Below are 25,324 nucleotides of genomic sequence, written 5' to 3'. Positions count from 1 at the left end.
GCAATGAAAGTACTTGTGGCAGGTGCTAACGGTGCAATCGGTCAAATCCTTGTGGGTAAACTTGTCGGCAAGGGGCACGAGGTAACCGCTATGGTCCGAAAAGAATCCCAACAAGATAATTACCTTAGTACAGGTGCGCGCCCCATTCTTGGAGATCTGACAAGGAAGGAGTCCCTAAACAATGCGGTAAAGGGGCAAGATGCAGTCATTTTTGTTGCAGGCTCCAAGGGTAAAGCATTGGAGTCTGTGGATCGGGATGGTGCTATCCATCTTTGTGATGCAACGAAAAGCGCGGGTATATCGCGCTTTATTCTATTGAGTTCCATTTTTGCCGGGCGACCAGAGCAGGGGCCTGAAAAGCTCCAACCCTATCTAAAAGCCAAACATATAGCGGATGAATATGTAAAAAAAAGTGGCCTCGATTACACGATATTGAGACCTGGTGCCCTAACTGACACCTTAGGAACAGGGTTAATCAGCATAAGCGATTTATTTGCTGGGCCAGACATAGAGATCAGCCGAGCCGATGTTGCAGAGGTAATTACCACTGCGCTGGATGAACCCAAAACGGTCGGTGCGGTTTTTGAATTCATTGGGGGCGAAACCCCGATTCCTGACGCATTAGCACAGCTAAACTAGGTTTTATCATTCAAGTTAAGAACCTCAACGTCTGATCAATCGCTTGCTCACTATTGCAGCGCTGGATCTCCAACTTTTCAATGCCAATACCACAAAGTTTCTCCCGTATTTGATTCAGTTCAGCATCAGTTGTGAGGGTCGGATGCCTGGTAAGGCGCACTTGCAGAGGTATCTTGGACTGAGCGAGAAGCTCCGCACACTGCCATGGGGCCACGCCACTGCCATCAACACCCGTAATGGAAGGGTAGTTTTCCGGCATTGCTTTGATATCCAACCCCACCCAATCAAGACTTTGGATCAGGCGTTCCAGCCTGCGGGGGTAGATTCCCGCAGTATGAAGCCCGACCTTGAACCCCAGCTCCCTGACTTGGGCAATCGCAGGTTCCAGGGCACTCTGGGCGGTGGGCTCTCCGCCAGAAAACACAACGGCGTCCAGCAAGCCCCGACGACTGTCTAAAAATGTGAGGATCTGATCCCAGTCATAGGCACTGGGTGCTCGCGCAGGCAGTAGATCACCGTTATGGCAGTAGCGGCAGCGCCAGGGGCATCCCTGGCAAAAAACCACCGCTGCCAACTCGCCGGGGAAGTCGATTGCCGTAAACGACGTGAATCCACCGACACGTAACTTATTACTCATAAGTTTTTAGTGCATTCCTGCTGTTGTCCGCCACAAAGAATTGGCGCTCCCGGTGCTCTGATTGTTTTCCCGGATTCCAAAATGAAACTGGGCGGTGGTACCCCATTACCCGGCTCCATACCTCGCAGCGGGTCCGATCTTCTTCTCTCAATAAAGTATCTTGTTGGCTCATGGTCTTTCTCCTTGCAAGTATGGTTTAGTCGCTACAACAGGATTGCTCTCGGGCTAGGAGAGCTTCGTCACAGCGAGGGCAGAATTCGTGTTCGCCACTCAGATATCCATGGACCGGGCAAATTGAAAAGCTCGGCGTCACGGTGATATAGGGCAGGCGGTAGTTTTCCAGAGCACGCCGCAGCAAGCGGCGGCAACTATCGGCATCAGGCAACTGCTCGCCCAAATAAAGATGAAGCACAGTGCCACCGGTGTAACGGGATTGGAGGGATTCCTGTCGGGCCAGGGCCTCGAAGGGATCATCGGTAAAGCCCACTGGTAGCTGGGATGAATTGGTGTAGTAGGGCGCTTCACTAGTACCTGCCTGCATAATATTCGGGTAACGTTTGCGGTCTTCGCGGGCAAGCCGATAAGTAGTGCCCTCTGCCGGAGTTGCCTCCAGATTGTAGAGATGCCCGGTTTGTTCCTGGAATTCAGTCATGCGCATACGGATATGATCGAGTAATTGCTCGGCCAGTTCTTTCCCATCTTCCGTAACCACACTTTCGTTATCCCCACTAAAGTTTCTCAGCATCTCATTGATGCCGTTCACCCCGATCGTGGAGAAGTGGTTGCGCAGAGTCCCCAGGTAGCGGCGAGTGTAGGGAAATAGACCTGCATCCATATGCCGCTGGATGACTTTCCGTTTCACTTCAAGGGAATCACGGGCAAGTATCAGCAGTTTGTCCAGTTGGGTGAGCAGAAGCTGCCAGTTTCCTTTATAGAGATATCCAAGGCGGGCACAGTTGATAGTCACTACGCCGAGCGAACCTGTCTGTTCGGCAGAGCCAAAGAGGCCATTGCCGCGCTTTAACAGTTCGCGTAGATCAAGCTGTAAGCGGCAGCACATGGAGCGAACCATGTTTGGGCTCAGGTCTGAATTTATAAAGTTTTGGAAATAGGGCAGACCGTAGCGAGCGGTCATGGCAAACAGCCGCTCAGCATTTTCGCTCTCCCAAGGGAAGTCCTCACTGATGTTGTATGTGGGAATAGGGAAGGTGAATACCCTACCGCGTGCATCCCCCTCGCTCATGACTTCGATATAGGCGCGGTTGATTAGATCCATTTCCTCTTGCAGGTCGCCATAGGTGAAGGGCATTTCCTGGCCGGCAATCACAGGCACCTGCTCGCGCAAATCCTGGGGGCAAACCCAGTCGAAAGTGAGATTAGTAAAGGGGGTCTGGGTACCCCAGCGGGATGGCACATTCAGGTTGAAAATCAGCTCCTGAATGCACTGGCGTACGGTCGCGTAGTCCAGCTGGTCCTTGCGCACAAAAGGTGCAAGATAGGTATCGAAAGAGCTAAATGCTTGCGCGCCCGCCCATTCGTTTTGCAGTGTTCCAAGAAAGTTAACAATCTGTCCGACCGCGCTGGTCAAGTGGGCCGGCGGTGCCGATTCGACTTTTCCCGGAACACCATTCAGCCCTTCATGTAATAGAGTGCGCAGCGACCAACCTGCACAATATCCAGCCAACATATCCAGGTCGTGGATGTGTAAATCCCCATCCCGATGTGCTGCGCCGATCTCAGGGGAATAAACATGATTTAACCAATAGTTGGCAATCATTTTACCTGCACTGTTCAGGATCAACCCCCCTAGGGAATATCCCTGGTTCGCATTGGCTGCAACTCGCCAATCCGCTTGCTCTAAATACTCTTCAATAGAAGCACCGACATCCACCAGTGTTTGCCGATCAGTGCGCATTTGCGCATGCCGCCCCCGATAAGCGATATAGGCGCGGGCAGTATCAATGTAATCGTTATTGATCAATACCTGTTCAGCAATATTCTGAATCTCTTCAATATCAATGGGCTCACCACTATCAAAGCGGTGCTTGATCACTTTAAGGACAGATTCGGTAAGTTGTTCCGCTTCCTGTTGATCAAAAGATTCCGTTGCCTGGCCAGCACTGAGAAGAGCCAAAGTGATTCTGCGAGCATCAAAAGCCAGTGTCCTGCCATCTCGCTTACGCACCAACAGTTGATCTGAACTTACCTGCGAAATCTGTTCTGAAGCTGGTGCGGCTTCGCTGTCGGGTATAGCGGTACTGGTCATCGGACTTCCTCACAATTTGTGGGGAGAGCATATCGAAGAGACAGGAACGCCAATTGATCCAGATCACTATATATGGCGCATTGATTAATAGATGAGCACAATATGTTGTGCTCTTGGTGTGGGCTTAGATTAGATACATACCTACTCTCGGCAAGTCCGAAGGCGAGTTCAGTGCCAGTCGGATGTACCTAACTATAGGGAGAATCGCGTAGTGCTTCCTTCAGCCAGGTTACGAAAGCCAACACATTTCCATTTCTTGAATGGCGGCTAGGTATTAATGCGGAATAGGTAAATCCCTCAATCCCTGAAAGCTTGGAGCCTCCTCTAAAAGGAACCAGCCATTGATTGCGCAAAGGATTTTGAACAAGAAGCGAACTTACTAGCGCAATACCCTGGCCAGCCAAGGCGGCCTGGATTACATGATGCTCCTGGTCAAACTGCCGCACGCGAATGCCATCAAGTTTTCTTTTGAGGAGAGTTTGCCAGTTCAGCGGTGGAAGTGATGAGTTGACCCATTTTGTTTCCAGAAGTTGAGCTTCAGAAATATCCCTAATCTGAGTCAGGTAGCTTGGTGCAGCGTAGACACCGATTGTTTCGGTGGCCAAGTGGAGAGCATTTTTTGTACTTTCATCATATTTCCCGTACCGAATAGCGATGTCGATACGTCTATCTCGCTCGATATCACTCACTTCTTCCCCGGTCACTACTGAAACAATGATATCTGGAAATTTCTGATAAAAATTCTCCAGATGGGGCACAAGCCACATAGCAGCAAAGCTTGAAGTCGTACTAACGGTCAGTGTTTTCTTTGAACACGTTATTTCACTCACCGTTTCAGTGAGCTGCTGAAAAATTTGAGACGTTGTTTGAGCGAGCATCCGCCCTTCACTGGTCAACTGCACGGCACGGGTTTTGCGCTCGAATAATGTTGTACCCAGGGACTCCTCCAAACCCTTTATCTGATGTGATACGGCTGTCGGCGTTATAAAGAGTTCTTCCGCAGCTCTCTTGAAACTGCCCAGTCTGGCGGCGGCATCGAATACTTTGAGGGCGTTGAGTGAGGGCAGGTTTGGGTACACCGATCAGAATCTCTTATAGATGAGTTTTCCTCATCTATAGGAAGAAATAACTCGTTTGTCAAGGGTACTCCCCAGCATCACCATAGATGAACCTTCAGGCGGTTTAGTAAAGGTTCCAGACTATGAAAACACTATTACATATTGACGCTAGTGCCCAGAAGTGGAGCGGCTTAGCAGCACCACAAGACAGTGCGAATATCCCCAGGCATACCTCAATCTCCAAAGCAGTTGCCGCAAGTTTTGTAAGCGGTTGGCTAGAAAAGAGACCCCAAGATAAAGTTATCCATAGAGATGTCGGTTTAAACCCGCCAGGCTTTATCAATCAAGATTGGATTGCCTCGGTTTTTACGCCTGAGGCGGATCGCACAGAAGAGCAGCAGTCCCTGGTAGCGCTTTCTGACATCTTGATTGATGAGCTATCCCAGGCGGATATCATTGTTATGTCAACTTCGATGTATAACTACGGCATGCCTGCCGCACTTAAGGCCTGGTTCGATCAAGTTGTTCGTATCAACAAGACGTTCACCTTTGATTTAGACCGTGGTGACTTCCCCTTAGAGCCTATTATGTCTGGCAAAAAGCTGGTGCTAATCACCTCTGCCGGGGAGTTTGGCTTTGGACAAGGAGGAATCCGTGAGCAAATGAATCACCTGGGGCCACATATCCGAACCTTAAGCCGCTATTTGGGGGTTGAGGAGTTCCATGAAATCAATGCAGAGTACCAGGAATTTGCTGATAAAAGGCACCGGGATTCGATTAAACGAGCTTTCCTCAAAACTCAGGAGTTAACCGCAACGTTGGCTAACTGCCTTTAAAGTTTGCCTGCCAAAGCCAGCTTGTCTCCCCAATAAAGTGGCCAGCGGCTTGTCAGAGTGGCCTCCCGATACTTACTATGGGGAATAGGCGCAAATAGCGTCTTTGCCAGCTCTCAATTTGTACTCGGGTACAAAAAAGTAAATAAGTATCTGAGGATTTATGAAGCAGCGGGTATTTGGCAATTCATCGGACAACAACGGGAATATTACTTTAGCCTCTGGGAACAATTGCCGGTTGATCAGGGTTCGCAGAGACTTAATACCGAATTACCACCTCTTGGTTTTTCCAAAATCCCAGGGAGAACCAAGTAAGGAGGAGGTTAGTGAGATGGTTTCACTTGGCATTGAGCATGCAAGAAGCATTGCCGAATCAATAGTCGGTGACCCAGAAGCCTATACTCTCCTTTACAGTGGTTATAGTGCTCGACGGGAAAAAGGCTGGCATATTCATATCGTATTATTGGGGAATCGATGGAGAAAGGCATGGCTTTATTTGGTATTGGCAGGGAAAAACACTTTACAAGCTACGGGTTTTCGGAAAGATGACGCTCCGAGGATTAGCCAATGAACCAAAATAGATGGCTCAACCTAATGGGGGCACTCAATCTTCCTGAATCCCTTCAGTGCTTCGAAAAGCTAGTTTCTTCGTATGCAGAGAATCACAGGTATTATCATACGGGGCATCACATTGATGCGATGCTGAGGCACTTTGATAAAGTTGCAGAGCTTGCCGAGCACCCCCATGAGGTCGAGCTCGCTATCTGGTTTCACGATGCGATTTACAAGCCATTTTCCTCTAAGAATGAAGAAAACAGTGCTCTATGGGCAAAAAAGTTCCTGATCGATTCCGGGTATTGTCCCGCAGGAGTGGATAGGGTGTACCAATTGATTATGGCAACCTGCCACAATTACACGCCAGTTAGTATTGATGAAAAGCTAATTATCGACATTGACCTAACGATCCTGGGTGCCAATACAAGCGTTTTCGAAGCTTATGAAAAACAAGTCCGTAAAGAGTATCGGCTGGTACCGATTATGATTTACAAAAAGAAACGCAGGGAACTATTAAGGGAATTTTTGTCTCAGAAAAGGCTTTATCACACCGATTACTTTCACAGTCACTTTGATGCTCAAGCTCGAAGTAATATTAAATGTAGTAGTTCAGACTTGATCTGACAGTTACCGGTTTTTCAGGAGGTGCTCTGTCAGGTCAAATTCAGCTTACGAGCTTTTCCTTCCAAATACTTTTTCCATCTTCAAGAGTTGCCATCGGAGTTCGACCGCAACACTTCTTACCCTGGTGGGTTCTCTCATTATTGTAATATGTGAGCCATTCGTCTAGATCCTTTTGCAAGTCCTCTATTGATCCATAGATCTTGCGGCGTAATGAAGGTTGATAGAACTCTTGTAAAATAGTTTTATGAAAGCGCTCACAGATCCCATTTGTTTGCGGATGCCTGGCTTTTGTCTTCGTGTGTTCTATTTCGTTCACACTCAGATATAGCTGGTAGTCGTGCTGCTCCAACTTGCCACAATATTCAGTACCACGATCAGTTAGGATACGCAGCACTGGCAGATCATGCATGGCATAAAATGGCAGTACACGATCATTCAGAAGGTCTGCCGCAGTGATTGGCGTTTTGGTGGTATACAGCTTGCAATGAGCCACCTTTGCATAGGTATCGACATAGGTTTGTTGGTAAACACGTCCGACGCCCTTAAAGGTTCCTACATAGAAGGTATCCTGCGAGCCCAGATAACCTGGGTGTTGAGTATCAATTTCACCACAGGCTTCATCATCATGACGTTTTCTCTCTAAAGCTTGAACCTGTGACTCTGTAAGGATCAGTCCCTCCTCAGCCACCTTGGCCTCAAGTGCCTTTAATCGCAATTTGAAGTTAGCAAGGTCGTGCCGTAACCAGATACTCCGAACACCACTAGGGGACACAAATACACCGCGTTTGCGCAGCTCATTGGAAACTCGAACCTGCCCGTGGGCAGGCTCTTGGACGGCATAAGTTAACACTGCCTCTTCAATGGCTGTGTCAACACGGTTCTTGTGGTTGGGCACGCGCCGGTTCTTCTCAAGAAGGGCGTCCACGCCGCCACTTGAAACGGCTTCCTTATAGCGATAGAAAGTGTCTCTCGACACACCCAGCATCTTGCAAGCTTTGGAGATATTGCCGAGTTCTTCTGCCAGATTTAGCAATCCGGTCTTGTGTTTGATGATGCGATCATTAGTATGGATCATGGGGTTTATCCTTGGTTTTGCTTTTAGGTTTAGGCACCTTCATCAAAACCGGTAAACCCCTCTTTTTCAAGGGAATGTGTCAGATTTGGTCTGAACTAATCCATATTAAAAGAAGTTTACAGGCCTTTTGACCTACTCTTGCGTGGTTTAAATGATAATTCAACTTCCCTTAAGGCTCGTCTACAACTACTGGATTCTGCTAACAGTGGTGTTTTTGTGCATTATTACGAGCCTATCCCTGTTTCCGCTTCCCGAAGTACCTAATATACCTGGCACCGACAAAACCAATCACTTAATTGCCTATAGTGCACTGATGTTCCCCGTCGCCCTACGCAGGCCTAGTTACTGGTGGCTAATAGGATTATTTTTTGTGCTGTGGAGCGGTGGCATAGAGTTACTTCAACCTTACGTGAATCGAACGGGTGAGTGGTTGGATTTCGCGGCCAATACGGCAGGGATATTGAGCGGCACGCTTATCGCTTGGGTATTGGGAAAGTTCGGGTTGAGGGAGAGAAATTCCTAAACCTGATTTAGCTTAAACTCCAGAACTGCTCTAAGTTACCGGTTAATTGATCGGTGTTGCGACAAATCACCGGCTGCCAGTGCTCGGGGAAAAGCTGCCAATAAAAAGGTTCTGAAAAGCGGCTATCTACCAGAATGATCACACCTTTATCAGATTCGGAACGTATAACCCGACCGGCAGTTTGCAGTACGCGAGTCATCCCTGGATAGCGGTAGGCGATGTCAAATCCATGGATGCCAGTGGTTTCCGCAGCATCGCGCTGTAGCTCCCGCTCAACATTAACTTGCGGGAGCCCAGTACCGACGATAATAGTGCCAACCAGCTTCTCCCCAACATAGTCAATGCCTTCACCAAAGATGCCCCCCATAATGGCAAACCCAAGGCTCTTACTACCTTCGTTGAATCCAGACAAAAACTCAGCGCGCTCCGTCTCTCCCTGCCCCGGCAGCTGTTGTAACAAGGACACTTCCGGGAATCTCGCCTTAAAACTCTCAGCAACTTGCTCCAGGTAACGATAAGAGGGAAAAAATACCAGGTAATTTCCTGCTCGGCTGTAAAAGGTACGGGAAATAATGTCGACTAGGTTCTCTATTGAGCGGTCGCGGGCTTGGTAGCGCGTATCTATATATGGACACAGGAAGACACCCTGTTGCTGCGGCTGAAAAGGCGAGGGCAGTCTTAAGTAGGGCGACTCATGCTCTACACCCAGTTGACTAAATATATAGCTGGCTGGGCGCAAAGTCGCAGAGAAGAGTATAGCGGCTTGGTTTTGCTGGTAGGATCGCTGTAAAAACTGTGCAGCATTTAAACAAAGCAGCTTAATTTCCTGCTCCTGCCAGGGAGCATCCTGGTCAATCACCCGAGTGACGACTTTATGCTGATCGGAAAGCTCCTGCTCAATAACGGCGTAACGATAGACAGACCTTAACCACTCCGCTATTTCTTCCGGGGGCGACTGAGAGCTTTCTATAAGTTGGCTGACCGTGGAGAGCACTTTTTGCACTGCTCGGGAAACCGATTCTGGATGCTCTTCTTCACCTGTTGCTGCAGTGACCCAAACTTCACCCCCTTCAAAAGTACTGCGGCTTTGAGCTACACCAACTTCTCGCAATCGCTTGATCCAATTTTCAATTGCCCGAACCAGAGACTGGATACTTCTCCGCAGTGTCGGAGAGTGCCCTTTGCAAGCATTAGCTGCGCGGCGACTATCACGGCGGGATAACTTTGCACTGTACATTTCCTGGGCGCGGTCGATCAAATTATGAGCTTCATCGACTAACAGTGCGCGGCGATTGCGCTGGTCCTGAAAACTGGTCAGGCGTACCAAAGGGTCAAATACATAATTGAAGTCACATACCACCAAGTCTACCCAAGGCAATATCTGAAGGGAGAGTTCAAAGGGGCAGATTTGCTGCTGATCCGCCACATCAGCAATCTCTTTGGGAGTTAACTGAGGCCGGCCGAGCAGGGCATCCATTGCAACTGGAAGTCGATCATAAAACCCTTTTGTTCTCGGACAGATGCCGTCATCATCACGAGTACAAAGCCCCAGGTTACAGGCACAGGTTTTTTCCCTTGCTTGAATTTCAAGTAAAGATAACTGCAAACCGCTCGCCTGAAGTGCCTCAATGGTTTCCCGCACCATTTGCCGACCGGAATTCTTTGCTGTCAGGTAAATCAGCTGATCCAGCTTTTCCTCGCCAATTGCCTTTATGGCTGGGAATAGGGTGCTGATTGTCTTACCGGTTCCCGTGGGAGCTTCAGCCACCAGCTCACCACCGTCCCGGAAACACCGGTAGGCTTCCACTGCCAGTTGGCGCTGGCCGGGGCGGTATTGTGGAAAAGGGAAAGCGAGCTGTTTCGCCGTATCAGTAAGCTGTTGCCGATGTTCCTGCCAAGCCCTGTGCCAACACAAATATTTTGTGAGAGCCTCAAGAGTGAAGGCCTTTAACTCACTAAAGCGGTACTCTATGCACTCTGGATAGGCCTTGCGCTCCTTGAGGTTATACCAGACAACTTGCAGGGCAACTGTATCTGTATCACCTGTAGCGTCTTCGTTTACCAAGTAGCAATAGCCGTAAATTTTTAGCTGGGCCCAATGCAATTCCTTGGTGGCTTCGGGCAACTTCGATGGGGGTAAATAAGTGGTCTTAATTTCATCCAGCTGAGCCGGTTTATGCAAATCACTTTTCGGGTGAAAAATGTCAACCCGGCCGCTCAAAGTAACCTGCTGTTCCATCCAATCTATTTGGGTCTTGAGCTTGTACTCTGCCTCAGCGCCTTTGGGCCGCTGATTTTGTAGCTTCTGATGAGCCCGAATCCCTTCCTGGGCAGAGGGCCCAGAAGTTGGCTCCCGAATCAAATCCCCGCTGCGGCAGGAAAAAGCGACTAGCTCTCCCACAGAGAGATTCAAAGTCTCAGCCGACTCTAAGCTATCCAAAGCTAGCGCCACTCCACATGAATTACCCGATGAGGGATCGCCTCTTCAGCAAAAAACGCCAGCCAGCGTTGTTGGTTTTTTTGTAAGCGATCCCCAGGACCTTTAACTTCCACGAGTTCATAGTGACCGCAGGGAGTAAAGCAAATGAGGTCTGGCAGCCCATTTCTATTCTGTGTGATATCACTGAGCATGCGAGTAAAAATTGAACGCCAATGAGTTGGGGGGATTCTATCCAGCGCCTTCTCAAGTAGCTCTGTAGACAAAGCCTCCCAAGCAACCAAAGGGTTGGCAATACCTTGTTTATCAGCAAAGGTAGCGAGGACACGGGACTTCAAGGACTCATGCTCTATTTCAGCCAATCGCTGGGTGAATAGCGCTTGACGGGAATAGTAAAAATCCGCGGTGCGAAAATCAGCTGGGGCTACCTGGAAGGGATTGAAAAAAGCACCAGGCACAGGTGCAAACAGTATGTCCCAAATATAGAGGCCCAACACACCGGTGAATAGGGTGTTCTCTACATAAAAACACTCACCACCGCTAGAACCTTCAAGATGCTCTGCCACCAGTAGCTCAACACAGCTTTCCCCCTGCGCCAAATTTATCACTTCAGTGGGGGCTTGGATTTTATGAGGTGCCTGCCAATTGTTGAGGCCTCCACTTCGTTTGGCTGTGCGGTAACCAAAGCTAAGAGCAAACTCTCTTTCTGCCTGGTCCATAGGGAAGGCTATTATTTCCTCGCATATTTCCAATGCTAGAGTGTCGTACCCTTGCTTTACGGCAATTCGTGCGCGGCGCTCACGGGCGGGAGGGGTTTTACAAAGTTGATATAGTGCATCGGCCTGCTCAAGAGCATTGAGCCGCTCAAGCTGCCGTGCCAACTTTAGACGTATCCCGTCCAGCCGACGAGCCAGGGTTGAGTCACCATCAATACCTTCTGGCAGTTGAGCAGATAAGGCTATTATGGCTTGTGCATCTTCCAGTAATGGCTCTTCTAACAGCTCCAGGCATTGGTAGTAAAGCAGATACTGATCAATTTGTGCCCGGCTTTGAAAGGGGAGATTTTGCTTATCCAGTGGATAGGATTCATAGCGATAAAGCCCAAGGTCCCGTAATACATAATCGGTAAGGTCCTGGTTCAAGTTGCCAAAGTAGCACAGTTTGAAAGTCTGGAAATGTTCGGCACCCTGGACAGCTAGTACCCTGTCCTGAGAAAGCAACTTCACAAACCAGTCACTCGAACTGGAGTCTTCAAGCAATAGTTGCTCGAGGGAAGGCCGGCTGAGAGACTTGGATATACCCGAGGGTCCTGCCGCAAGCAATTCAGCTTTGGTAAATAGTGGTAGATATTCTTGTGCCGTTAACACCGGATTAAAACAAAATAGTCCAGCGCGATCCAAAACAGCTGCAGCACTTTCAATGCTCTCTATCTCGCCATAGCTAAGCTTCCCCAGGCGGAAAAGCGATCCTCTAGAGGAAGGTACTCCTTTACGGGACAGCAAACGCACATAGAGCCGCTGGCTATAAATATCCAACTCTTGGAAGGTTTTAAAAAAATTTTGCTCAGATGTGGTGATAAGCCAGGAATAGTGTTGGCTAACAAATTCAATCAACGCTTTGAAGTTGTCCAGGTAGTAGCCAGTTGGCAATTCTATCGGTTGGGTCATGGCACAAGCGCTAGTTTTTCGATCTATCTATCGCCGATACTGCACACCAGTGCCTTATGACGTGATGTGCAAACAATAAGGTAGAGGTTACTCTAGAGCTGTATGGTTATACAGCAAGTTGGCCCGGTGAACAAACAACAATCCCAAGCTTTCTTCTTAGTTATTCAGTCATTTTTTCCTATGGCAACTCCCTTGATGCTCATCCAGGCTTGCAGTCGAGGCTTATAAGCGGTCGCCCCATAAGATTTAACCAATAAGGGATTACCTCTATGAAAGTGACAAATTCTGTGACTGCAGCCGCGCTATTTGCCGCCAGCGTATCTGCTCTAGCTGATAATAATGTCACCCTGGTATTCCAGGAAGGTACTGGCAATAGTGCAACTTCTGATCAATCCGATGGTACTGTGCATAACAACTTGATTGTTCAGACCCAAATCGGCGATTTCAATGACTCGGATGCATCCCAAACTACAGGCACTTCTGAAAGCACTATTGAACTGGTGCAGACGGAAAATTTAAATCAGGCCTCAGCAGTGCAACAGAATGCAACGCAGCTTACTACGTCCTACCTGACCCAGAATGGCAGTGATAATACAGCGACCTTGCTGCAGGATGATGCTCAATTCAGCTCCTTCACCGGCACTCAGTCTGGAGACTTAAACGACATCCAAGTCCTGCAACAGGAAGATGTTACTTCCACCACACTTGTTGCATCTCAACAAGGAATGTCTAACACATTGGTCTTAGATCAGCGTATAAGGGTGGATAGCACTAGCGCCATGTTCACCCAAGTTGGTGACTCCAACTTCGCCAATATAGATCAGGATAGAGATGTAACCTTTACCTTTGCCATGGCCAGCCAGACTGGCTCTTCCAACTTTTTAGATATCGAACAGGATGAAGTCACGACGACGAGCACTGCAATAATAACGCAGATAGGTGATTCGAATACTGGAAGAATAGAGCAGGAAACTGATGTTTCAGCTGCTACTGGGATAGTCTCCCAGATTGGTGACAATAACATTGCAAATGTGGATCAGGAGAATATTACCTCAAGCAGCGGTGAGGTAATGCAAACCGGCTCTTCTAATACGGTAAATCTCGATCAGGGGAACGAAAATATTGCCGCCATTGAACTTATTTCCTGTACCACTCTAGTAATCCAAGATGGGTCAGCCAATACTGCACAAATAGATCAGGGGCAGGACGGATCTTTGCTCACCAGTTCATTGATACTAAATCAGTTCGGTGATTCGAATTCTTCCCAGATTAATCAACATAGCGGTATTAGTAGCAGCATTCTGGTGACGCAAAATGGCGTTTCCAATATTCAAACAACCTCTCAGGTTGGCAGTGGTGAAATCGCATTAACCACGCAAACAGGCACAGGTAATGTAGGCAATACCTTCCAATAAAACACTAACTGAAAGAGGTTAAGGCTAGCGTAGATATTATTTAAAATATCTCATCACCTTTTGATATCGGTATACAACGTACCAAGTAAAAAATATCACTGAAATCCAAATCATAGTAATGATTTGGATTTCCAGTACCGACATATTGAACTCATCGATGACAGAGAAAAATTCAAATACGTCAGTGCAGATTAAAATAGGCAAATAGATACGCCAAGCATTTGAGAAGGCAATCCTTTTCGAGAAGGCCAGTCCAAACAAAGCAACAAAAAATACAAAATAAACCAGAAGGCTAAAAATCATCCACCAAATAGGGTGGTCCCACTCATCGGCGGCAAAACCAAGATATTGGGAATAGACTTCCAGCGGAGCGAGAATAAAAAGGAGTACCTTCCAGCCAACACTGGGTTTGTAGTGTGGAATAGAGTCTGTAAGGGGGCTATCTGGTGCCTGATACATATTCTGCATCTCGAAACTTCCTTATTATTTACCACTATTCCGGATAGGCACCAATTACCAACCCGAAAGTTACTTCTCGCCATTCCCTGAGCTAAATTGAGATGATCGTTACTTACCAGTTAGGCTCACTGACTATCAAAATTTGAACAGCGAGGATATTGTCTGCAGTTTCAAAGTCAATAGTTGGTACAATTGTTTATCGATAATGTGAGGCAGCTCATCGCATAAATGTGACAATATAACCTGCTTTTTTGTAGTGTTAACAAGGTGAAGCCATGATGTCAATCTGTAAACTCTGAACACCAAAGACTAAACGATAAACGGCAAACTACTTCTACATTTTGGCTGTATTAATAGCCGGCAAGAATTGCTTATAAGTGCACTAATCCATAGGATTGAAGTGGCCGACAGTTTTAAATTTCAAAGGCCAGTAAAAGGGCTGAGCGTGCAAAATCCTTATCAAGCACCTGAGAGCGAACTCGACAATCGCCCCCCCGTCTATAGCCCTAGTGTAGGCTGGAAAATTGTCTTTTTTATCCTTCTACCATTGGAGCTGTACTCCCAATATACGGTCTTGACCGATGGCTCCACAGGCATCCCCTTTTGGTGGTTGGTAATCAGCTTGGTTGTTTCCTTCCTTTTCTACGTCGTACTGTTTGGTTTAGCATTTGCCAAGAGAATAGGATTCGAACAACTTTGGATCTTTTTTATTCCAGTTATTGTGCTTATCGATATTTTTGAATTTTCTTTACTCGCTATCAACTTAAACAAACTCGGGGCAGGTGTAGTCCTTGTGATGGCAAGCACTGCGCCAATCATCTTGCTTAGATGGTATGTCGTTTATAAGTATCAGAAGGTTATGAAATACTTTGCCTAAAGGATACACCCCACCTCAATAAGGACTCAGAGCAATAGCGTTCCTCTAAACTTTCTTCTTAGCATTTTGGTACTTTTGTCTTAGTGCAATTCGTTGGTACAGACCTAAAAATCAGTGGGTCACCAACTACTGCTCTTTTGGAGCCGGCTCTCGGCTATTCGTGGAAATACTTAAACTGGCAGCGAATGACCTGGGTTCTTTGATTCAGGCAATTCGCAGTGAAGGATACCAGCTCTTTGGCCCGATACTACATAACGGGGCTATTACCTATGGTGAGATTGAAACTCCCACAGATCTGCCCCAAGGATGGGCGGATCAGCAAGAGGCGGGGCAATACCGGGTGGAGCACCGCAATGACAAGGCTTATTTTGGCTACGCCGTTGGACCCCACTCCTGGAAGCAATTTCTTCAGCTGCCCCAACGCCAGCTCTGGAGCGCTAACCGCTCTGGAGAGGATGTTCAGATTCTGGAAATTGAAGAGCCTCCGGTTAAGTTAGCGTTTCTCGGTGTTCGCAGTTGCGAGCTACACGCCATTGCTATCCAGGACCGTGTCCTCGCACAGGGGGATTACGCCAACAGCAGCTATAAGGCACGTCGAGCGCAGCTGTTCACTATCGCTGTAGAGTGCACAACAGCAGCAAATACCTGCTTCTGTACCTCAATGAACACAGGTCCACAGGTGCGACTGCCCAGTGATCTGGTAATCACCGAAGTTCTGACCTCCGATGCCCACTTCTTCCTCATACGCAGCGGCAGCCCTCAAGGCAACAGTGTATTAAAGCAACTACCCACTGTTGGCGCCTCAGAAGCGGAGAAACAAGAGGGGCAGGCTGCCGTTCAGCAAGCCGAAAATCAAGTGAGTAACGGTCGCCGCAGCTTCGACAGCTCTGACCTAAAGACGCTGCTTTATCGCAATTATGACAACCCCAACTGGGATAAAGTCGCGGAACGCTGCCTCTCCTGCGCCAATTGCACTATGGCTTGCCCCACGTGCTTCTGCTCAACCGTTGAGGACACAACAGATTTAACAGGAAATGAAGCACAGCGCTGGGAGCGTTGGGATTCCTGCTTTACGGCTGAGTTGAGCTATTTGTCTGGCGGCCCAGTTAGGGCGGATACCCGCAGCCGCTATCGGCAGTGGATGACTCACAAACTGGCCACTTGGTATGACCAATTTGACAGCTCTGGCTGTGTCGGCTGTGGACGTTGTATTACCTGGTGTCCAGTAGGCATCGATATCACGGAAGAGATACAGAATATTCGCGTCCAGGAACAAAAATGAAAGTTGTCACCACCTTACTCAAGGAGCACCCTTTCTTTGCCGGGTTGGCAGACAACGACCTGGCATTCCTATCCGGGTGTACAAGTAATAGTCACTATAAAGAAGGCGAATACCTTGCCAGGGAAAACACTCCAGCTAACCATTTCTTCTTAATTCGATCTGGGCGTGTCGCGGTAGAAACCTTTGTCCCCAACTATGGGCCTCTTTGCCTGATGACACTGCACGGTGGAGATATATTCGGCTGGTCCTGGCTGTATCCTCCCTACTTGAGTGCTTTCGATGCCCGGGCCCTGACCTCAGTTCGCAGCCTTAAACTTGGCGGGCAGTGCCTCCGAGATAAGTGCGAAAAAGAACCGAGACTCGGTTTCGAATTGATGAAACGGTTTACCAAAGTTGCTACAGAACGACTGCAGGCAGCACGAATACAATTGTTGGACCTTTACGGGCCACATCCGTCACAGGGAATCCCTCGCTGTGATCCCTGAATTATGGCGTGTTACCCATCGACGCGAAGAATTTCCTGGCACTGTCACTATATCCCTGACACGAGAGGCTAGGGGCCCATCACCCATTCAGCCCGGGCAATTCAACATGCTTTATGCCTTTGGTGCCGGGGAGGCTGCTATCTCCTTAAGTGGCCCGAGTACGTCATCGGCTGAGCCACTTACCCATACGATTAAAGGTCAGGGACTTGCTACCCAAGCGCTTTGCAAACTGGAAGTTGGAGCGCAACTGGGCATCCGGGGACCATTCGGGCAGGGGTGGCCAACTCACTTGGCGGAAAATCGCCCCTTAGTGATCATCGCCGGCGGACTCGGGCTAGCGCCTTTACGACCCCTGATCTACAGCTTTCTTGAGGGGCACTTGCCAGCCAGGAGCCTACAAGTTTTCTATGGGGCTCGTCGCCCCGAAGAAATGCTTTACCAGACAGAGCTTGGTCACTGGCGCAGCTCATTTGAACTGGTGACATCTGTGGACCACGCCAGCACAGACTGGAACGGGCATATTGGTGTGATTACCGACCCTCTGCGTGTCACTCATTTGGAGTGCAATGATGCTTTAGTGTTTGTGTGTGGACCGGAGATCATGATGCGCTTTTGCATACAGGTTCTTCTCCATAAAGGAGTGGATGAATCCAATATCTATCTATCCATGGAGCGCAACATGAAGTGTGCCATTGGAATCTGCGGCCACTGCCAGTGGGGACCTAACTTTGTTTGTAAAGATGGCCCTGTCTTTTGCTACCGGGATATTCGCTCATGGTTTCAAATCAACAGCCTATAGCGAGTAGTAATCCTCCCCCCAAACTTGCCGTCTGGAAGTTCACCTCTTGTGATGGCTGCCAACTGAGCCTATTGGATTGTGAGGATGAACTCCTTGCTTTGGCGGCCCAGGTAGATATCGCCTATTTCCTGGAAGCTTCCAGTGAGGTGAAAGAGGGCCCTTTTGATATCTCTCTCGTCGAGGGCTCCATTACCACGCCAGCAGATGAAGAGAGAATCCTAGAGGTCAGACGTCAGTCCCGCTTTCTAATCAGTATTGGCGCCTGTGCAACAGCTGGAGGGATTCAGGCACTTCGCAACTTTGCCGATGTGCAGGAGTTCACCGATGTGGTCTATGCCCACCCGGAATATATCGCCACTCTCAAGGAATCCACACCAATATCAGGGAGGGTACCAGTGGACTTTGAATTACAGGGGTGTCCGATCAACAAGCATCAATTACTTGAAGTCATCAGTGCATTCCTGCACCGGCGAGCCCCCCAGGTTGCCAATCACTCGGTGTGTATTGAGTGTAAATTGCGCGGCAATGTTTGCATCTGGGTTGCCCATGGCACCCCCTGTATGGGGCCTGTTACACACGCGGGATGTGGCGCTATTTGCCCCAGTTACAACCGTGGTTGCTACGCTTGCTACGGTCCCAAGGAAAATCCCAACACCGAATCACTGTGCCATTGGTGGGATGAAAAACTAAATGTAGAAAATACTTTAATTGTTGAAAACCTTAGAAATTTCAATCCACTAGCGCATTCTTTTAAAGTGCAAAGTGAAGATAGTCAGGAAGATGGGGAGCGTTAATTTCCCCAAACATCGGTGATAAATCTGCCCCAGGTGAGCTTTATGGCGGATCGCAGCAAAACGATTAAGGTAGATTATCTCGCTCGGGTCGAAGGGGAGGGAGCCCTCCATATCGACTACGACGACAGCGGCGTACAAAATGTACAGCTCAAGATTTTTGAGCCCCCAAGGTTCTTCGAAGCCCTTCTCAGAGGGCGCGATTACTTGGAAGCCCCAGATATCACCGCACGCATATGTGGGATCTGCCCGGTGGCCTACCAGATGAGTGCTGTGCATGCCATGGAGAATGCCCTGAACCTGAAGCCCGGCGGCGATTTGCGTATGCTTCGTCGATTGCTTTACTGCGGTGAATGGATCGAGAGCCATATGCTGCATATCAGCATGCTTCATGCACCGGATTTCCTCGGCTACCCCAATGCAGTCGCAATGGCTAAGGATCATCCAGAGATTGTTAAGAATGCGCTGGAGATTAAAAAGGCGGGCAATGCCCTGGTTCGCCTTATTGGTGGCAGGGAAGTACACCCGATTAATGTGAGGGTAGGGGGCTTCTACAAGGTTCCGGAAGCTCGTGAACTCACAGCCTTGGTAGCGCAGCTGGAAATGGCCAGGGATCTCACCGAGCAACTGGTGCGCTGGTCTGCAGCTTTGCCTTTTCCCAGCTACGAATGGCGAAGGGATAGTCACTACGAATTTGTCGCTCTAACGCACCCGTCAGAATACCCAATGAACGAGGGCAGGATCACCTCCAGTGCGGGACTCAATATTAGCGCCCAAGACTATGAGAACCACTTTGAAGAAGAGCACGTCGCTCACAGCACCGCGCTGCACTGTACTTTACGGGAACGGGGCGCCTATCTGGTGGGCCCCATCGCACGATACAACCTTAATCGCGACAAACTGTCACCTCGAGCATTGCAATTAGCAGAGGAGATCAACTTTACCACCCCCTGTCTAAATCCCTTCCAAAGCATCCTCGTTAGGAGCTTGGAGGTACTACATGCCTTTGAAGAAGCCCTGCATATTATTGATAGATACCAACCCCCAGCCGAGCCTCATTTAAAGACCGGGCCGAGAACCGCAAGCGGCTGTGCAGCCACCGAAGCACCCCGTGGGCTTTTGTATCATCGCTATGACATTGATGAGAAAGGCAAGATTGCGACGGCAAAAATTGTCGCTCCCACCTCACAAAACCAGAAGACCATCGAAGATGACCTCCGCTTGATGTTGCCGAGCTTTATGCACTTTCCTGAGGATAAATTACGGGGGCTATGTGAACGAGCGATAAGGAATTACGACCCCTGCATTTCCTGCTCCACTCACTTCCTACAGCTACATTTGAATTATGGGCAAGCGCAAAGTAAGCAATCCATGGTTAATGGTAAGCCTGGGGAACCCCCTGCGCGGTGATGATGGAGTAGGGCCACATATCATCGCTCGACTTCGCCAAAAACTTGGAGGGGCGGTGGAATACCTCGAAAGCGGTGGCGATATTTTACATTTGCTCACGCAATGGAAAGGTCGATGGGTTTGCCTCGTAGACGCCATGGTAAGCGATCAGCACCCTATCGGGGAGGTCGTCGCCATTGATGGGCTTGAGAGTGCTCTTGCTCCATCGATGTGCAATACATCAAGCCATGGATTTGGGCTAACCGAAGCGCTGGCCATGGGAAAGCATATTGATTCGCTGCCGGCACATCTGGATGTTTTTGCGATCAACTCAGAAAGTCTGGCAAAAGGACAGGGGTTATCGCCCAAAGTGGCCAGTGCAGCCCATCGAGCAGAGCAAATGATTATCGCGCACCTAACGCTATACAGCGGAGACCACTATGCACGAACAGAATCTCATCAAAAACCTGATCGATAAAATCCAGGAACTGGCCTCTGATGAACCCGGCAGGCCGATCGGCGTTCGCTTGCGCTTGGGTGCCCTGGCGCATATGTCTGCAGCGCATCTGAGGGAGCATTTTGACAGGGAGATACTCGGGACTTCTCTCGAGGGGATTAAGCTGGAAATTGATGAGCTTAAGGATATTAATCACAAGGAAGCCCAGGATGTAATCCTGGAGAGCTTAAAGTTTGAGGAGACCGATGGCCACTGAACGCCGCCGGATTGAAATCGCCGGATTGGTGCAGGGAGTAGGATTCCGGCCCTTTGTCTATCGCTTGGCCGATAGCTTTCAATTAAAAGGTTGGGTGGCCAACTATAGCGGCGGCTTGAGAATTGAAGTCCAAGGCAAAAGCCGGGAAATCGAGAAGTTTATCGATAAGTTATCTTCAGAGAAGCCTCCCTACAGTCGCATCACTCACATTGAATCCTATCCGGTGGCTCTTCAAGCAGAATACGGTTTTCGAATCTTACCCAGTGTCCGTGATGCCAGCAGCTCAACCATCGTCTTACCAGACCTGGCTCCCTGTGATGATTGCCTCAGGGAATTGTCAGACCCCAATAATCGCCGCTACGACTACCCGTTTATTAGCTGCACTCTTTGTGGCCCCCGCTACAGCATCATTTACAAACTGCCCTACGATCGTGTCAACACCTCCATGCACCACTTCCCCCTGTGCGGAAAATGCTCGGGGGAGTACCGGGACCCCCTCAATCGGCGCTTTCACGCGGAGCCCAATGCCTGCCCCCAGTGCGGCCCTCAATTGCTTTTCTGTAATACTGCCGGCGTTACTATTGCGAAGAAGAGTCGGGCACTATCCAAAGCCCTTGATGCCCTTGCCCAGGGGAAAATTATTGCCCTTAAAGGGGTGGGCGGCTTTCAACTGTTAGCCGACGCCTCCAATGGTAAGGCGCTCGCCAACTTGCGCCAGCGCAAACAACGTCCGCACAAGCCGTTCGCGCTTTTATATGACGAGCTGAAAAGTGTCTGCCAGGATTGCTGCGTCTCAGAGCAAGAGGCGCAGCTATTATCGACCCGAGAAAGGCCGATTGTTCTACTGGAAGCGAAGGATGACAATCACTCCAGGATACATCCGCTGGTCGCTCCAAACCTTGCCGACTTGGGGGTGATGTTGCCTGCATCACCTTTACATTACTTGCTCGCGCAAAAGTATCGAGCCCCTCTTGTCGCTACTAGCGGTAATCTCGCAGAAGAGCCTATTTGTACAGAAAATGATGAGGCGTTTGAGCGCTTGGGTAAAATCGCTGACTACTTTCTGGTTCACAATCGCCGAATTTTGCGCCCGCTGGATGACTCTGTACTCAGGGTGGTCAATAACCGTCCGCTGATGTTGCGTCGAGCCCGGGGCTACGCGCCACTTCCCATCACCTTGCCTGTTCCAGGCACAAAGGGCGAAGGTGAACGAGAGAGCTTCCTGGCCCTGGGCGCGGACCTGAAAAACACAGTTGCACTGTCTCACGCCGGGTGGGCTTATCCGAGCCAACATATTGGCGACTTAGGTAGTGCCAATACCCTGAAGCACTTCAACCAAACTATTGGCGATCTCACCAAACTACAGCAGTGCCGCCCGAAAAAATTAATCCACGACCTCCATCCAGGCTATACCTCTCACCGCTGGGCTATGAAGCAAAGAGCTGTGCGTATTGGCGTTCAACACCATATTGCCCATCTATTCTCCTGCATGGCAGAACACGCTCACTCAGGACCTGCACTGGGAATCTGCTGGGATGGAACTGGTTACGACCGCAGTGGCATTGTTCGCGGTGGAGAATTCTTTCACTGGAATGGACAGTCTCCTGTCAAACACATCGCCAGCTTTCGCACATTCCCGCTGCCAGGCGGTGAAAAGGCCGTACGAGAGCCCAGACGCTCTGCGGCCGGGCTTCTGTATGAAATCTCAGGGTTTGTCGCCCTGGAAAATCGACAATTGAAGCGCTGCTTCACCCGCTGCGAGCGTCAAAACCTGGTCACCATGTTAAAAGGTGAGATTAACAGTCCACCATGTAGCTCTGTCGGCCGCCTTTTCGATGCGGTATCCGCACTCCTGGGACTGACTACGCATACCAGCTTTGAAGGGCAGGCCGCCATGGCTCTTGAGCAGTGCTCCCGTGGCGTCAGCTCTAAAGACTGCTACCCCTTTACTCTTATTCAAAAAGGGGATCTGCTGGAACTGGATTGGACACCCTGTATTAGTGCTTTGATCTACGATGAAAACCGATCACTGCCACAAAGGGCCGCTGCATTTCACAACACCCTCGCGCAGATGGCGCTGGCAGTAGCAACGCAACAAGGTGAAAAGAATATCTTTCTGTCCGGCGGTGTATTCCAGAACAAGCGGCTTACCGAAACCGTCACTGCGCTCCTGGAAAGCCAGGGCTTTTCCGTTCACAGCCACAGCGAGGTCCCCCCAAATGATGGCGGAATATCGCTGGGCCAGATCCACTACGCACAATGTATGGATGCTGCTGGGCAATCATTGGGAGAGGAGAGTTCCTAGTGTGCCTGGGAGTTCCCGGAAGAATCGAATTAATAGAGCAAGAATCAGCCATGGAGCGCACTGGAAAAGTTTCCTTCGGCGGTATCAGTAAAGCTGTAAATTTATCACTGGTACCCGAGGCTGAAGTAGGAGACTACGTGATCGTTCATGCTGGAGTCGCGATCAGCAAGTTGAGAGCAAAAGAAGCAAATAAGGTTTTCGAGTACCTCAAAACATTGGGTTGAGTCAGCCTGTAATGAAATACCTCAAGGAATACCGCAACGGCGAGAACATCAAGCTAATTGCGGCAGAGATTCAGAAAGTCACTACTCGCCCATGGACTCTAATGGAGATCTGTGGAGGGCAAACCCATGCCATCGCAAAATACAACTTGCAGCAATTACTGCCCGAGGAGATTCAATTAGTACACGGACCCGGTTGCCCGGTTTGTGTCACACCTCAGGAAATCATCGATAGAGCTATTGCGATTGCTGCAATACCGAATGTTATCTTCTGCTCCTTTGGCGACATGTTGCGAGTCCCCGGTTCAGATCGAGATTTACTAGAGGTCAAAGCTGCCGGAGGCGATGTCCGTATTGTTTACTCGCCGCTGCAAGCGCTCAATGTGGCAGAGCAGAACCCCACCAAGCAGGTCGTATTCTTTGCAGTGGGTTTTGAAACGACTGCTACCGCCAATGCCCTGGCGCTGTCCCTCGCCAAGCAAAAGCAAATCGACAACTTTTACGCATTGATATCCCAGTTTTTGGTTACACCGGCGATTCAATCGATATGTGCCCGTGAAGACTGCCGGATTCAAGGTTTCCTAGCTGCCGGTCACGTCTGTGCAATAACCGGATATCGTCAGTACCGCAGCTTGGTGAAAAAGCACCAGATTCCAATAGTGATCACAGGCTTTGAACCCCTGGATATTCTTGAAGGCGTACTCCGGTGTGTCCGTCAATTAGAGAGTGGTCGCAGTGAAGTAGAAAACCAATATCAGCGCGCGGTTACTAAAACAGGTAATACCGTTGCCCAAGACTTGATTAAACAGGTTTTTAAAGTAGCAACACAACAGTGGCGCGGTATAGGTGAAATTCCCGCTAGCGGTCTAGTATTGAGCGATGATTACTCAGGATTCAATGCAGAACAAACATTCAATCTGCCAGCATTGAGCATTTCTGAGAACAGGGGCTGTATCAGTGGGGATATTATGCTGGGGCTAAAGAAGCCCGGGGACTGCCCTCACTTCGCTAAGACCTGCCAACCCCAGCAACCGCTGGGGGCGCCAATGGTTTCCACTGAAGGCGCTTGCGCGGCCTACTATCGATACCAGAACCAGGTGGAATCGAATGAATCTGCAGTGTCCAATTCCACCAACCGCTGACGAGGTCGTACGCCTCGGCCATGGCAGCGGTGGGGAGATGACCCAACGCTTGATCGATCAATATATTCAACCTGTCTTCTCTAACCCCTGGCTATCCCAGGCCCATGACAGTGCAACACTTCCATGGAAACCGGATCAGCTCGTATTTACCACCGACTCCTTTGTAATCTCACCGCTTTTCTTTCCCGGAGGAAACATCGGTGAGCTCGCCGTTTATGGCACCGTCAACGATTTGGCCATGGCCGGCGCGGAACCCAAGTTTTTAAGCTGCGGCTTGATTCTCGAAGAGGGGTTGCCCCTGGATACTCTCCAACGTGTTCTGATCTCGATGGCTGAGGCTGCCCGGAACACAGGAATTACCTTAGTCACCGGCGATACCAAAGTGGTAGAGAAAGGGAAGGGGGATGGGCTCTATATCAATACCAGTGGTATCGGTACCCTGATAAAAGAACAACCCATTGATCCCAACCGCATTTGTCAGGGTGATTCTATCATTCTATCCGGCGATATTGGCCGCCACGGAATGGCGGTAATGGCCTGCCGCGAAGGACTCGAGTTTGAAAGTGATCTCCTCAGCGACTGTGCGCCACTGAATGGTGTCGTTGCACAAATGATGAATGCCGGAATTGAAGTTCATTGTCTGCGAGATCTCACACGAGGTGGGCTAGCCACTGCACTGGTGGAGCTAGCAGAGAGCTGCGGAAAAACCTTCATTTTGGAAGAAAGCAAAATTCAAGTATCCGATGCCGTACAGGGCGCTTGTGAAATTTTGGGCCTCGACCCACTATATGTTGCAAACGAGGGACGTTTTGTCGCTATTGTCCCTGAAGGCGCCTCCAAGCAGGCAATTTCCATCCTTCAAGAAGCAGCAGCGGAAAGCGCCTGTGGTTTTATCGGTACAATTGAAGAAAGAAATTGCGCCCAAGTCATTCTGAAGAACAGCTTGGGATGCGATCGGTTATTACAAAGGTTACCAGGGGAACAACTACCGAGAATTTGCTAAGGATTTTATTGGCAGAATATTCATAGAATTAATCAGTTCCTCTCACTTTCAAGATCCTAATCTCTATTTAGTCTTGGATATTGCTGACCCATTTGGTCTGCGATTAATAAGACCTACAAGCCTTTTAAC

The 25,324-nt window shown here is 49.3% G+C and carries 23 protein-coding genes and 1 pseudogene; 17 read left to right on the top strand and 7 right to left on the bottom strand.

Annotated elements, in window-relative coordinates; translation table 11 throughout:
- Positions 1-3 precede the first annotated feature (3 nt).
- Positions 4-639: an SDR family oxidoreductase gene (locus tag ACJJIL_RS10205; protein WP_445361870.1), complete on the top strand. Its 636-nt coding sequence runs from the start codon at positions 4-6 to the stop codon at positions 637-639.
- Between the two features lie 10 nt (positions 640-649).
- Here ACJJIL_RS10205 and ACJJIL_RS10200 read toward each other — a convergent pair whose 3' ends face one another.
- The 3 genes and pseudogenes from ACJJIL_RS10200 to ACJJIL_RS10190 form a co-directional block, all read right to left on the bottom strand.
- On the bottom strand, positions 650-1,276 hold the full coding sequence (locus tag ACJJIL_RS10200) for an anaerobic ribonucleoside-triphosphate reductase activating protein (protein ID WP_445361869.1): 627 nt from the start codon (positions 1,274-1,276) through the stop codon (positions 650-652).
- Positions 1,269-3,542, bottom strand: a pseudogene (locus tag ACJJIL_RS10195) (ribonucleoside triphosphate reductase). Before ACJJIL_RS10195 ends, ACJJIL_RS10200 begins: the two are co-directional and overlap by 8 nt.
- A gap of 188 nt (positions 3,543-3,730) precedes the next feature.
- Positions 3,731-4,621: a LysR substrate-binding domain-containing protein gene (locus tag ACJJIL_RS10190; protein WP_445361868.1), complete on the bottom strand. Its 891-nt coding sequence runs from the start codon at positions 4,619-4,621 to the stop codon at positions 3,731-3,733.
- Between the two features lie 122 nt (positions 4,622-4,743).
- On the opposite strand from ACJJIL_RS10190, the gene ACJJIL_RS10185 reads away from it, so the two are divergent.
- Together ACJJIL_RS10185 and ACJJIL_RS10180 are read left to right on the top strand one after the other, a co-directional pair.
- Positions 4,744-5,436 (top strand): FMN-dependent NADH-azoreductase, encoded by a 693-nt coding sequence (locus ACJJIL_RS10185; RefSeq protein ID WP_445361867.1) that lies wholly within the window; start codon positions 4,744-4,746, stop codon positions 5,434-5,436.
- Positions 5,437-6,000: 564 nt separating this feature from the next.
- Positions 6,001-6,612 carry an HD domain-containing protein gene (locus tag ACJJIL_RS10180; protein ID WP_445361866.1) on the top strand — a complete coding sequence of 204 codons (612 nt, stop codon included), beginning with the start codon at positions 6,001-6,003 and terminating at the stop codon, positions 6,610-6,612.
- Between the two features lie 40 nt (positions 6,613-6,652).
- Here the strand turns inward: ACJJIL_RS10180 and ACJJIL_RS10175 are convergent, their stop codons facing one another.
- Entirely contained in the window at positions 6,653-7,687 is a 1,035-nt protein-coding gene (locus ACJJIL_RS10175; RefSeq protein WP_445359737.1) for an IS481 family transposase, read from the bottom strand.
- A 151-nt stretch (positions 7,688-7,838) separates the two neighbouring features.
- Here ACJJIL_RS10175 and ACJJIL_RS10170 point away from each other — a divergent pair, with 151 nt between their 5' ends.
- A complete protein-coding gene (locus ACJJIL_RS10170; RefSeq protein WP_413665805.1) occupies positions 7,839-8,210 on the top strand; it encodes a VanZ family protein in 372 nt (123 codons plus the stop codon).
- A 7-nt stretch (positions 8,211-8,217) separates the two neighbouring features.
- Here the strand turns inward: ACJJIL_RS10170 and ACJJIL_RS10165 are convergent, their stop codons facing one another.
- A complete protein-coding gene (locus ACJJIL_RS10165; RefSeq protein WP_445361865.1) occupies positions 8,218-10,650 on the bottom strand; it encodes an ATP-dependent DNA helicase in 2,433 nt (810 codons plus the stop codon).
- 2 nt (positions 10,651-10,652) lie between these two features.
- Positions 10,653-12,314: a VRR-NUC domain-containing protein gene (locus ACJJIL_RS10160; protein ID WP_445361864.1), complete on the bottom strand. Its 1,662-nt coding sequence runs from the start codon at positions 12,312-12,314 to the stop codon at positions 10,653-10,655.
- Between the two features lie 269 nt (positions 12,315-12,583).
- Here ACJJIL_RS10160 and ACJJIL_RS10155 point away from each other — a divergent pair, with 269 nt between their 5' ends.
- A complete protein-coding gene (locus ACJJIL_RS10155; protein ID WP_445361863.1) occupies positions 12,584-13,729 on the top strand; it encodes a hypothetical protein in 1,146 nt (381 codons plus the stop codon).
- Positions 13,730-13,765: 36 nt separating this feature from the next.
- On the opposite strand, the gene ACJJIL_RS10150 is transcribed toward ACJJIL_RS10155, so the two are convergent.
- The gene (locus tag ACJJIL_RS10150) at positions 13,766-14,197 is read right to left on the bottom strand and encodes a hypothetical protein (protein ID WP_445361862.1); all 432 of its coding nucleotides are present in this window, start codon (positions 14,195-14,197) and stop codon (positions 13,766-13,768) included.
- Positions 14,198-14,588: 391 nt separating this feature from the next.
- On the opposite strand from ACJJIL_RS10150, the gene ACJJIL_RS10145 reads away from it, so the two are divergent.
- The 12 genes from ACJJIL_RS10145 (at position 14,589) to hypE (ending at position 25,195) form a co-directional block, all read left to right on the top strand.
- Complete coding sequence (locus tag ACJJIL_RS10145) at positions 14,589-15,065, top strand: hypothetical protein (protein WP_445361861.1); 477 nt, start codon at positions 14,589-14,591, stop codon at positions 15,063-15,065.
- Positions 15,066-15,225: 160 nt separating this feature from the next.
- Entirely contained in the window at positions 15,226-16,347 is a 1,122-nt protein-coding gene (locus tag ACJJIL_RS10140; protein WP_445361860.1) for a 4Fe-4S dicluster domain-containing protein, read from the top strand.
- Positions 16,344-16,832: a cyclic nucleotide-binding domain-containing protein gene (locus ACJJIL_RS10135; RefSeq protein ID WP_444913782.1), complete on the top strand. Its 489-nt coding sequence runs from the start codon at positions 16,344-16,346 to the stop codon at positions 16,830-16,832. Before ACJJIL_RS10140 ends, ACJJIL_RS10135 begins: the two co-directional genes overlap by 4 nt.
- Positions 16,822-17,631: an FAD/NAD(P)-binding protein gene (locus ACJJIL_RS10130; RefSeq protein WP_444959571.1), complete on the top strand. Its 810-nt coding sequence runs from the start codon at positions 16,822-16,824 to the stop codon at positions 17,629-17,631. Before ACJJIL_RS10135 ends, ACJJIL_RS10130 begins: the two co-directional genes overlap by 11 nt.
- Complete coding sequence (locus ACJJIL_RS10125; RefSeq protein WP_445361859.1) at positions 17,607-18,425, top strand: NADH-quinone oxidoreductase subunit B family protein; 819 nt, start codon at positions 17,607-17,609, stop codon at positions 18,423-18,425. The genes ACJJIL_RS10130 and ACJJIL_RS10125 overlap by 25 nt, the downstream gene beginning before the upstream one ends.
- Before the next feature lie 42 nt (positions 18,426-18,467).
- Positions 18,468-19,832 carry a Ni/Fe hydrogenase subunit alpha gene (locus ACJJIL_RS10120; protein ID WP_444959569.1) on the top strand — a complete coding sequence of 455 codons (1,365 nt, stop codon included), beginning with the start codon at positions 18,468-18,470 and terminating at the stop codon, positions 19,830-19,832.
- Complete coding sequence (locus ACJJIL_RS10115; RefSeq protein WP_445361858.1) at positions 19,768-20,289, top strand: hydrogenase maturation protease; 522 nt, start codon at positions 19,768-19,770, stop codon at positions 20,287-20,289. Before ACJJIL_RS10120 ends, ACJJIL_RS10115 begins: the two co-directional genes overlap by 65 nt.
- Entirely contained in the window at positions 20,252-20,524 is a 273-nt protein-coding gene (locus ACJJIL_RS10110) for a hydrogenase/urease maturation nickel metallochaperone HypA (RefSeq protein WP_282932830.1), read from the top strand. Before ACJJIL_RS10115 ends, ACJJIL_RS10110 begins: the two co-directional genes overlap by 38 nt.
- Positions 20,514-22,829 (top strand): carbamoyltransferase HypF, encoded by a 2,316-nt coding sequence (hypF, locus tag ACJJIL_RS10105; RefSeq protein ID WP_445361857.1) that lies wholly within the window; start codon positions 20,514-20,516, stop codon positions 22,827-22,829. Before ACJJIL_RS10110 ends, hypF begins: the two co-directional genes overlap by 11 nt.
- Positions 22,829-23,053 carry a HypC/HybG/HupF family hydrogenase formation chaperone gene (locus ACJJIL_RS10100; RefSeq protein ID WP_444893906.1) on the top strand — a complete coding sequence of 75 codons (225 nt, stop codon included), beginning with the start codon at positions 22,829-22,831 and terminating at the stop codon, positions 23,051-23,053. The genes hypF and ACJJIL_RS10100 overlap by 1 nt, the downstream gene beginning before the upstream one ends.
- Positions 23,054-23,064: 11 nt before the next feature.
- Positions 23,065-24,192 carry a hydrogenase formation protein HypD gene (gene hypD, locus ACJJIL_RS10095; protein WP_445358336.1) on the top strand — a complete coding sequence of 376 codons (1,128 nt, stop codon included), beginning with the start codon at positions 23,065-23,067 and terminating at the stop codon, positions 24,190-24,192.
- A complete protein-coding gene (gene hypE, locus ACJJIL_RS10090; protein ID WP_444897325.1) occupies positions 24,158-25,195 on the top strand; it encodes a hydrogenase expression/formation protein HypE in 1,038 nt (345 codons plus the stop codon). Before hypD ends, hypE begins: the two co-directional genes overlap by 35 nt.
- Positions 25,196-25,324: the final 129 nt, after the last annotated feature.

It is taken from the genome of Microbulbifer maximicatervae (SeqCode), from assembly GCF_052468095.1.
Note: the sequence above shows the minus strand (reverse complement) of the source record. Positions and strands in the feature narration are given on the sequence as shown.

Coding starts and splice junctions, on each gene's coding strand:
- ACJJIL_RS10160 (WP_445361864.1), bottom strand. CDS start 12,314: ATGACCCAACCGATAGAATTGCCAACTGGCTACTACCTGGACAACTTC.
- ACJJIL_RS10110 (WP_282932830.1), top strand. CDS start 20,252: ATGCACGAACAGAATCTCATCAAAAACCTGATCGATAAAATCCAGGAA.
- ACJJIL_RS10205 (WP_445361870.1), top strand. CDS start 4: ATGAAAGTACTTGTGGCAGGTGCTAACGGTGCAATCGGTCAAATCCTT.
- ACJJIL_RS10180 (WP_445361866.1), top strand. CDS start 6,001: ATGAACCAAAATAGATGGCTCAACCTAATGGGGGCACTCAATCTTCCT.
- ACJJIL_RS10135 (WP_444913782.1), top strand. CDS start 16,344: ATGAAAGTTGTCACCACCTTACTCAAGGAGCACCCTTTCTTTGCCGGG.
- ACJJIL_RS10155 (WP_445361863.1), top strand. CDS start 12,584: ATGAAAGTGACAAATTCTGTGACTGCAGCCGCGCTATTTGCCGCCAGC.
- ACJJIL_RS10150 (WP_445361862.1), bottom strand. CDS start 14,197: ATGCAGAATATGTATCAGGCACCAGATAGCCCCCTTACAGACTCTATT.
- hypE (WP_444897325.1), top strand. CDS start 24,158: ATGAATCTGCAGTGTCCAATTCCACCAACCGCTGACGAGGTCGTACGC.
- ACJJIL_RS10200 (WP_445361869.1), bottom strand. CDS start 1,276: ATGAGTAATAAGTTACGTGTCGGTGGATTCACGTCGTTTACGGCAATC.
- ACJJIL_RS10175 (WP_445359737.1), bottom strand. CDS start 7,687: ATGATCCATACTAATGATCGCATCATCAAACACAAGACCGGATTGCTA.
- ACJJIL_RS10185 (WP_445361867.1), top strand. CDS start 4,744: ATGAAAACACTATTACATATTGACGCTAGTGCCCAGAAGTGGAGCGGC.
- ACJJIL_RS10115 (WP_445361858.1), top strand. CDS start 19,768: ATGGGCAAGCGCAAAGTAAGCAATCCATGGTTAATGGTAAGCCTGGGG.
- hypF (WP_445361857.1), top strand. CDS start 20,514: ATGGCCACTGAACGCCGCCGGATTGAAATCGCCGGATTGGTGCAGGGA.
- hypD (WP_445358336.1), top strand. CDS start 23,065: ATGAAATACCTCAAGGAATACCGCAACGGCGAGAACATCAAGCTAATT.
- ACJJIL_RS10120 (WP_444959569.1), top strand. CDS start 18,468: ATGGCGGATCGCAGCAAAACGATTAAGGTAGATTATCTCGCTCGGGTC.
- ACJJIL_RS10170 (WP_413665805.1), top strand. CDS start 7,839: ATGATAATTCAACTTCCCTTAAGGCTCGTCTACAACTACTGGATTCTG.
- ACJJIL_RS10125 (WP_445361859.1), top strand. CDS start 17,607: ATGGTTTCAAATCAACAGCCTATAGCGAGTAGTAATCCTCCCCCCAAA.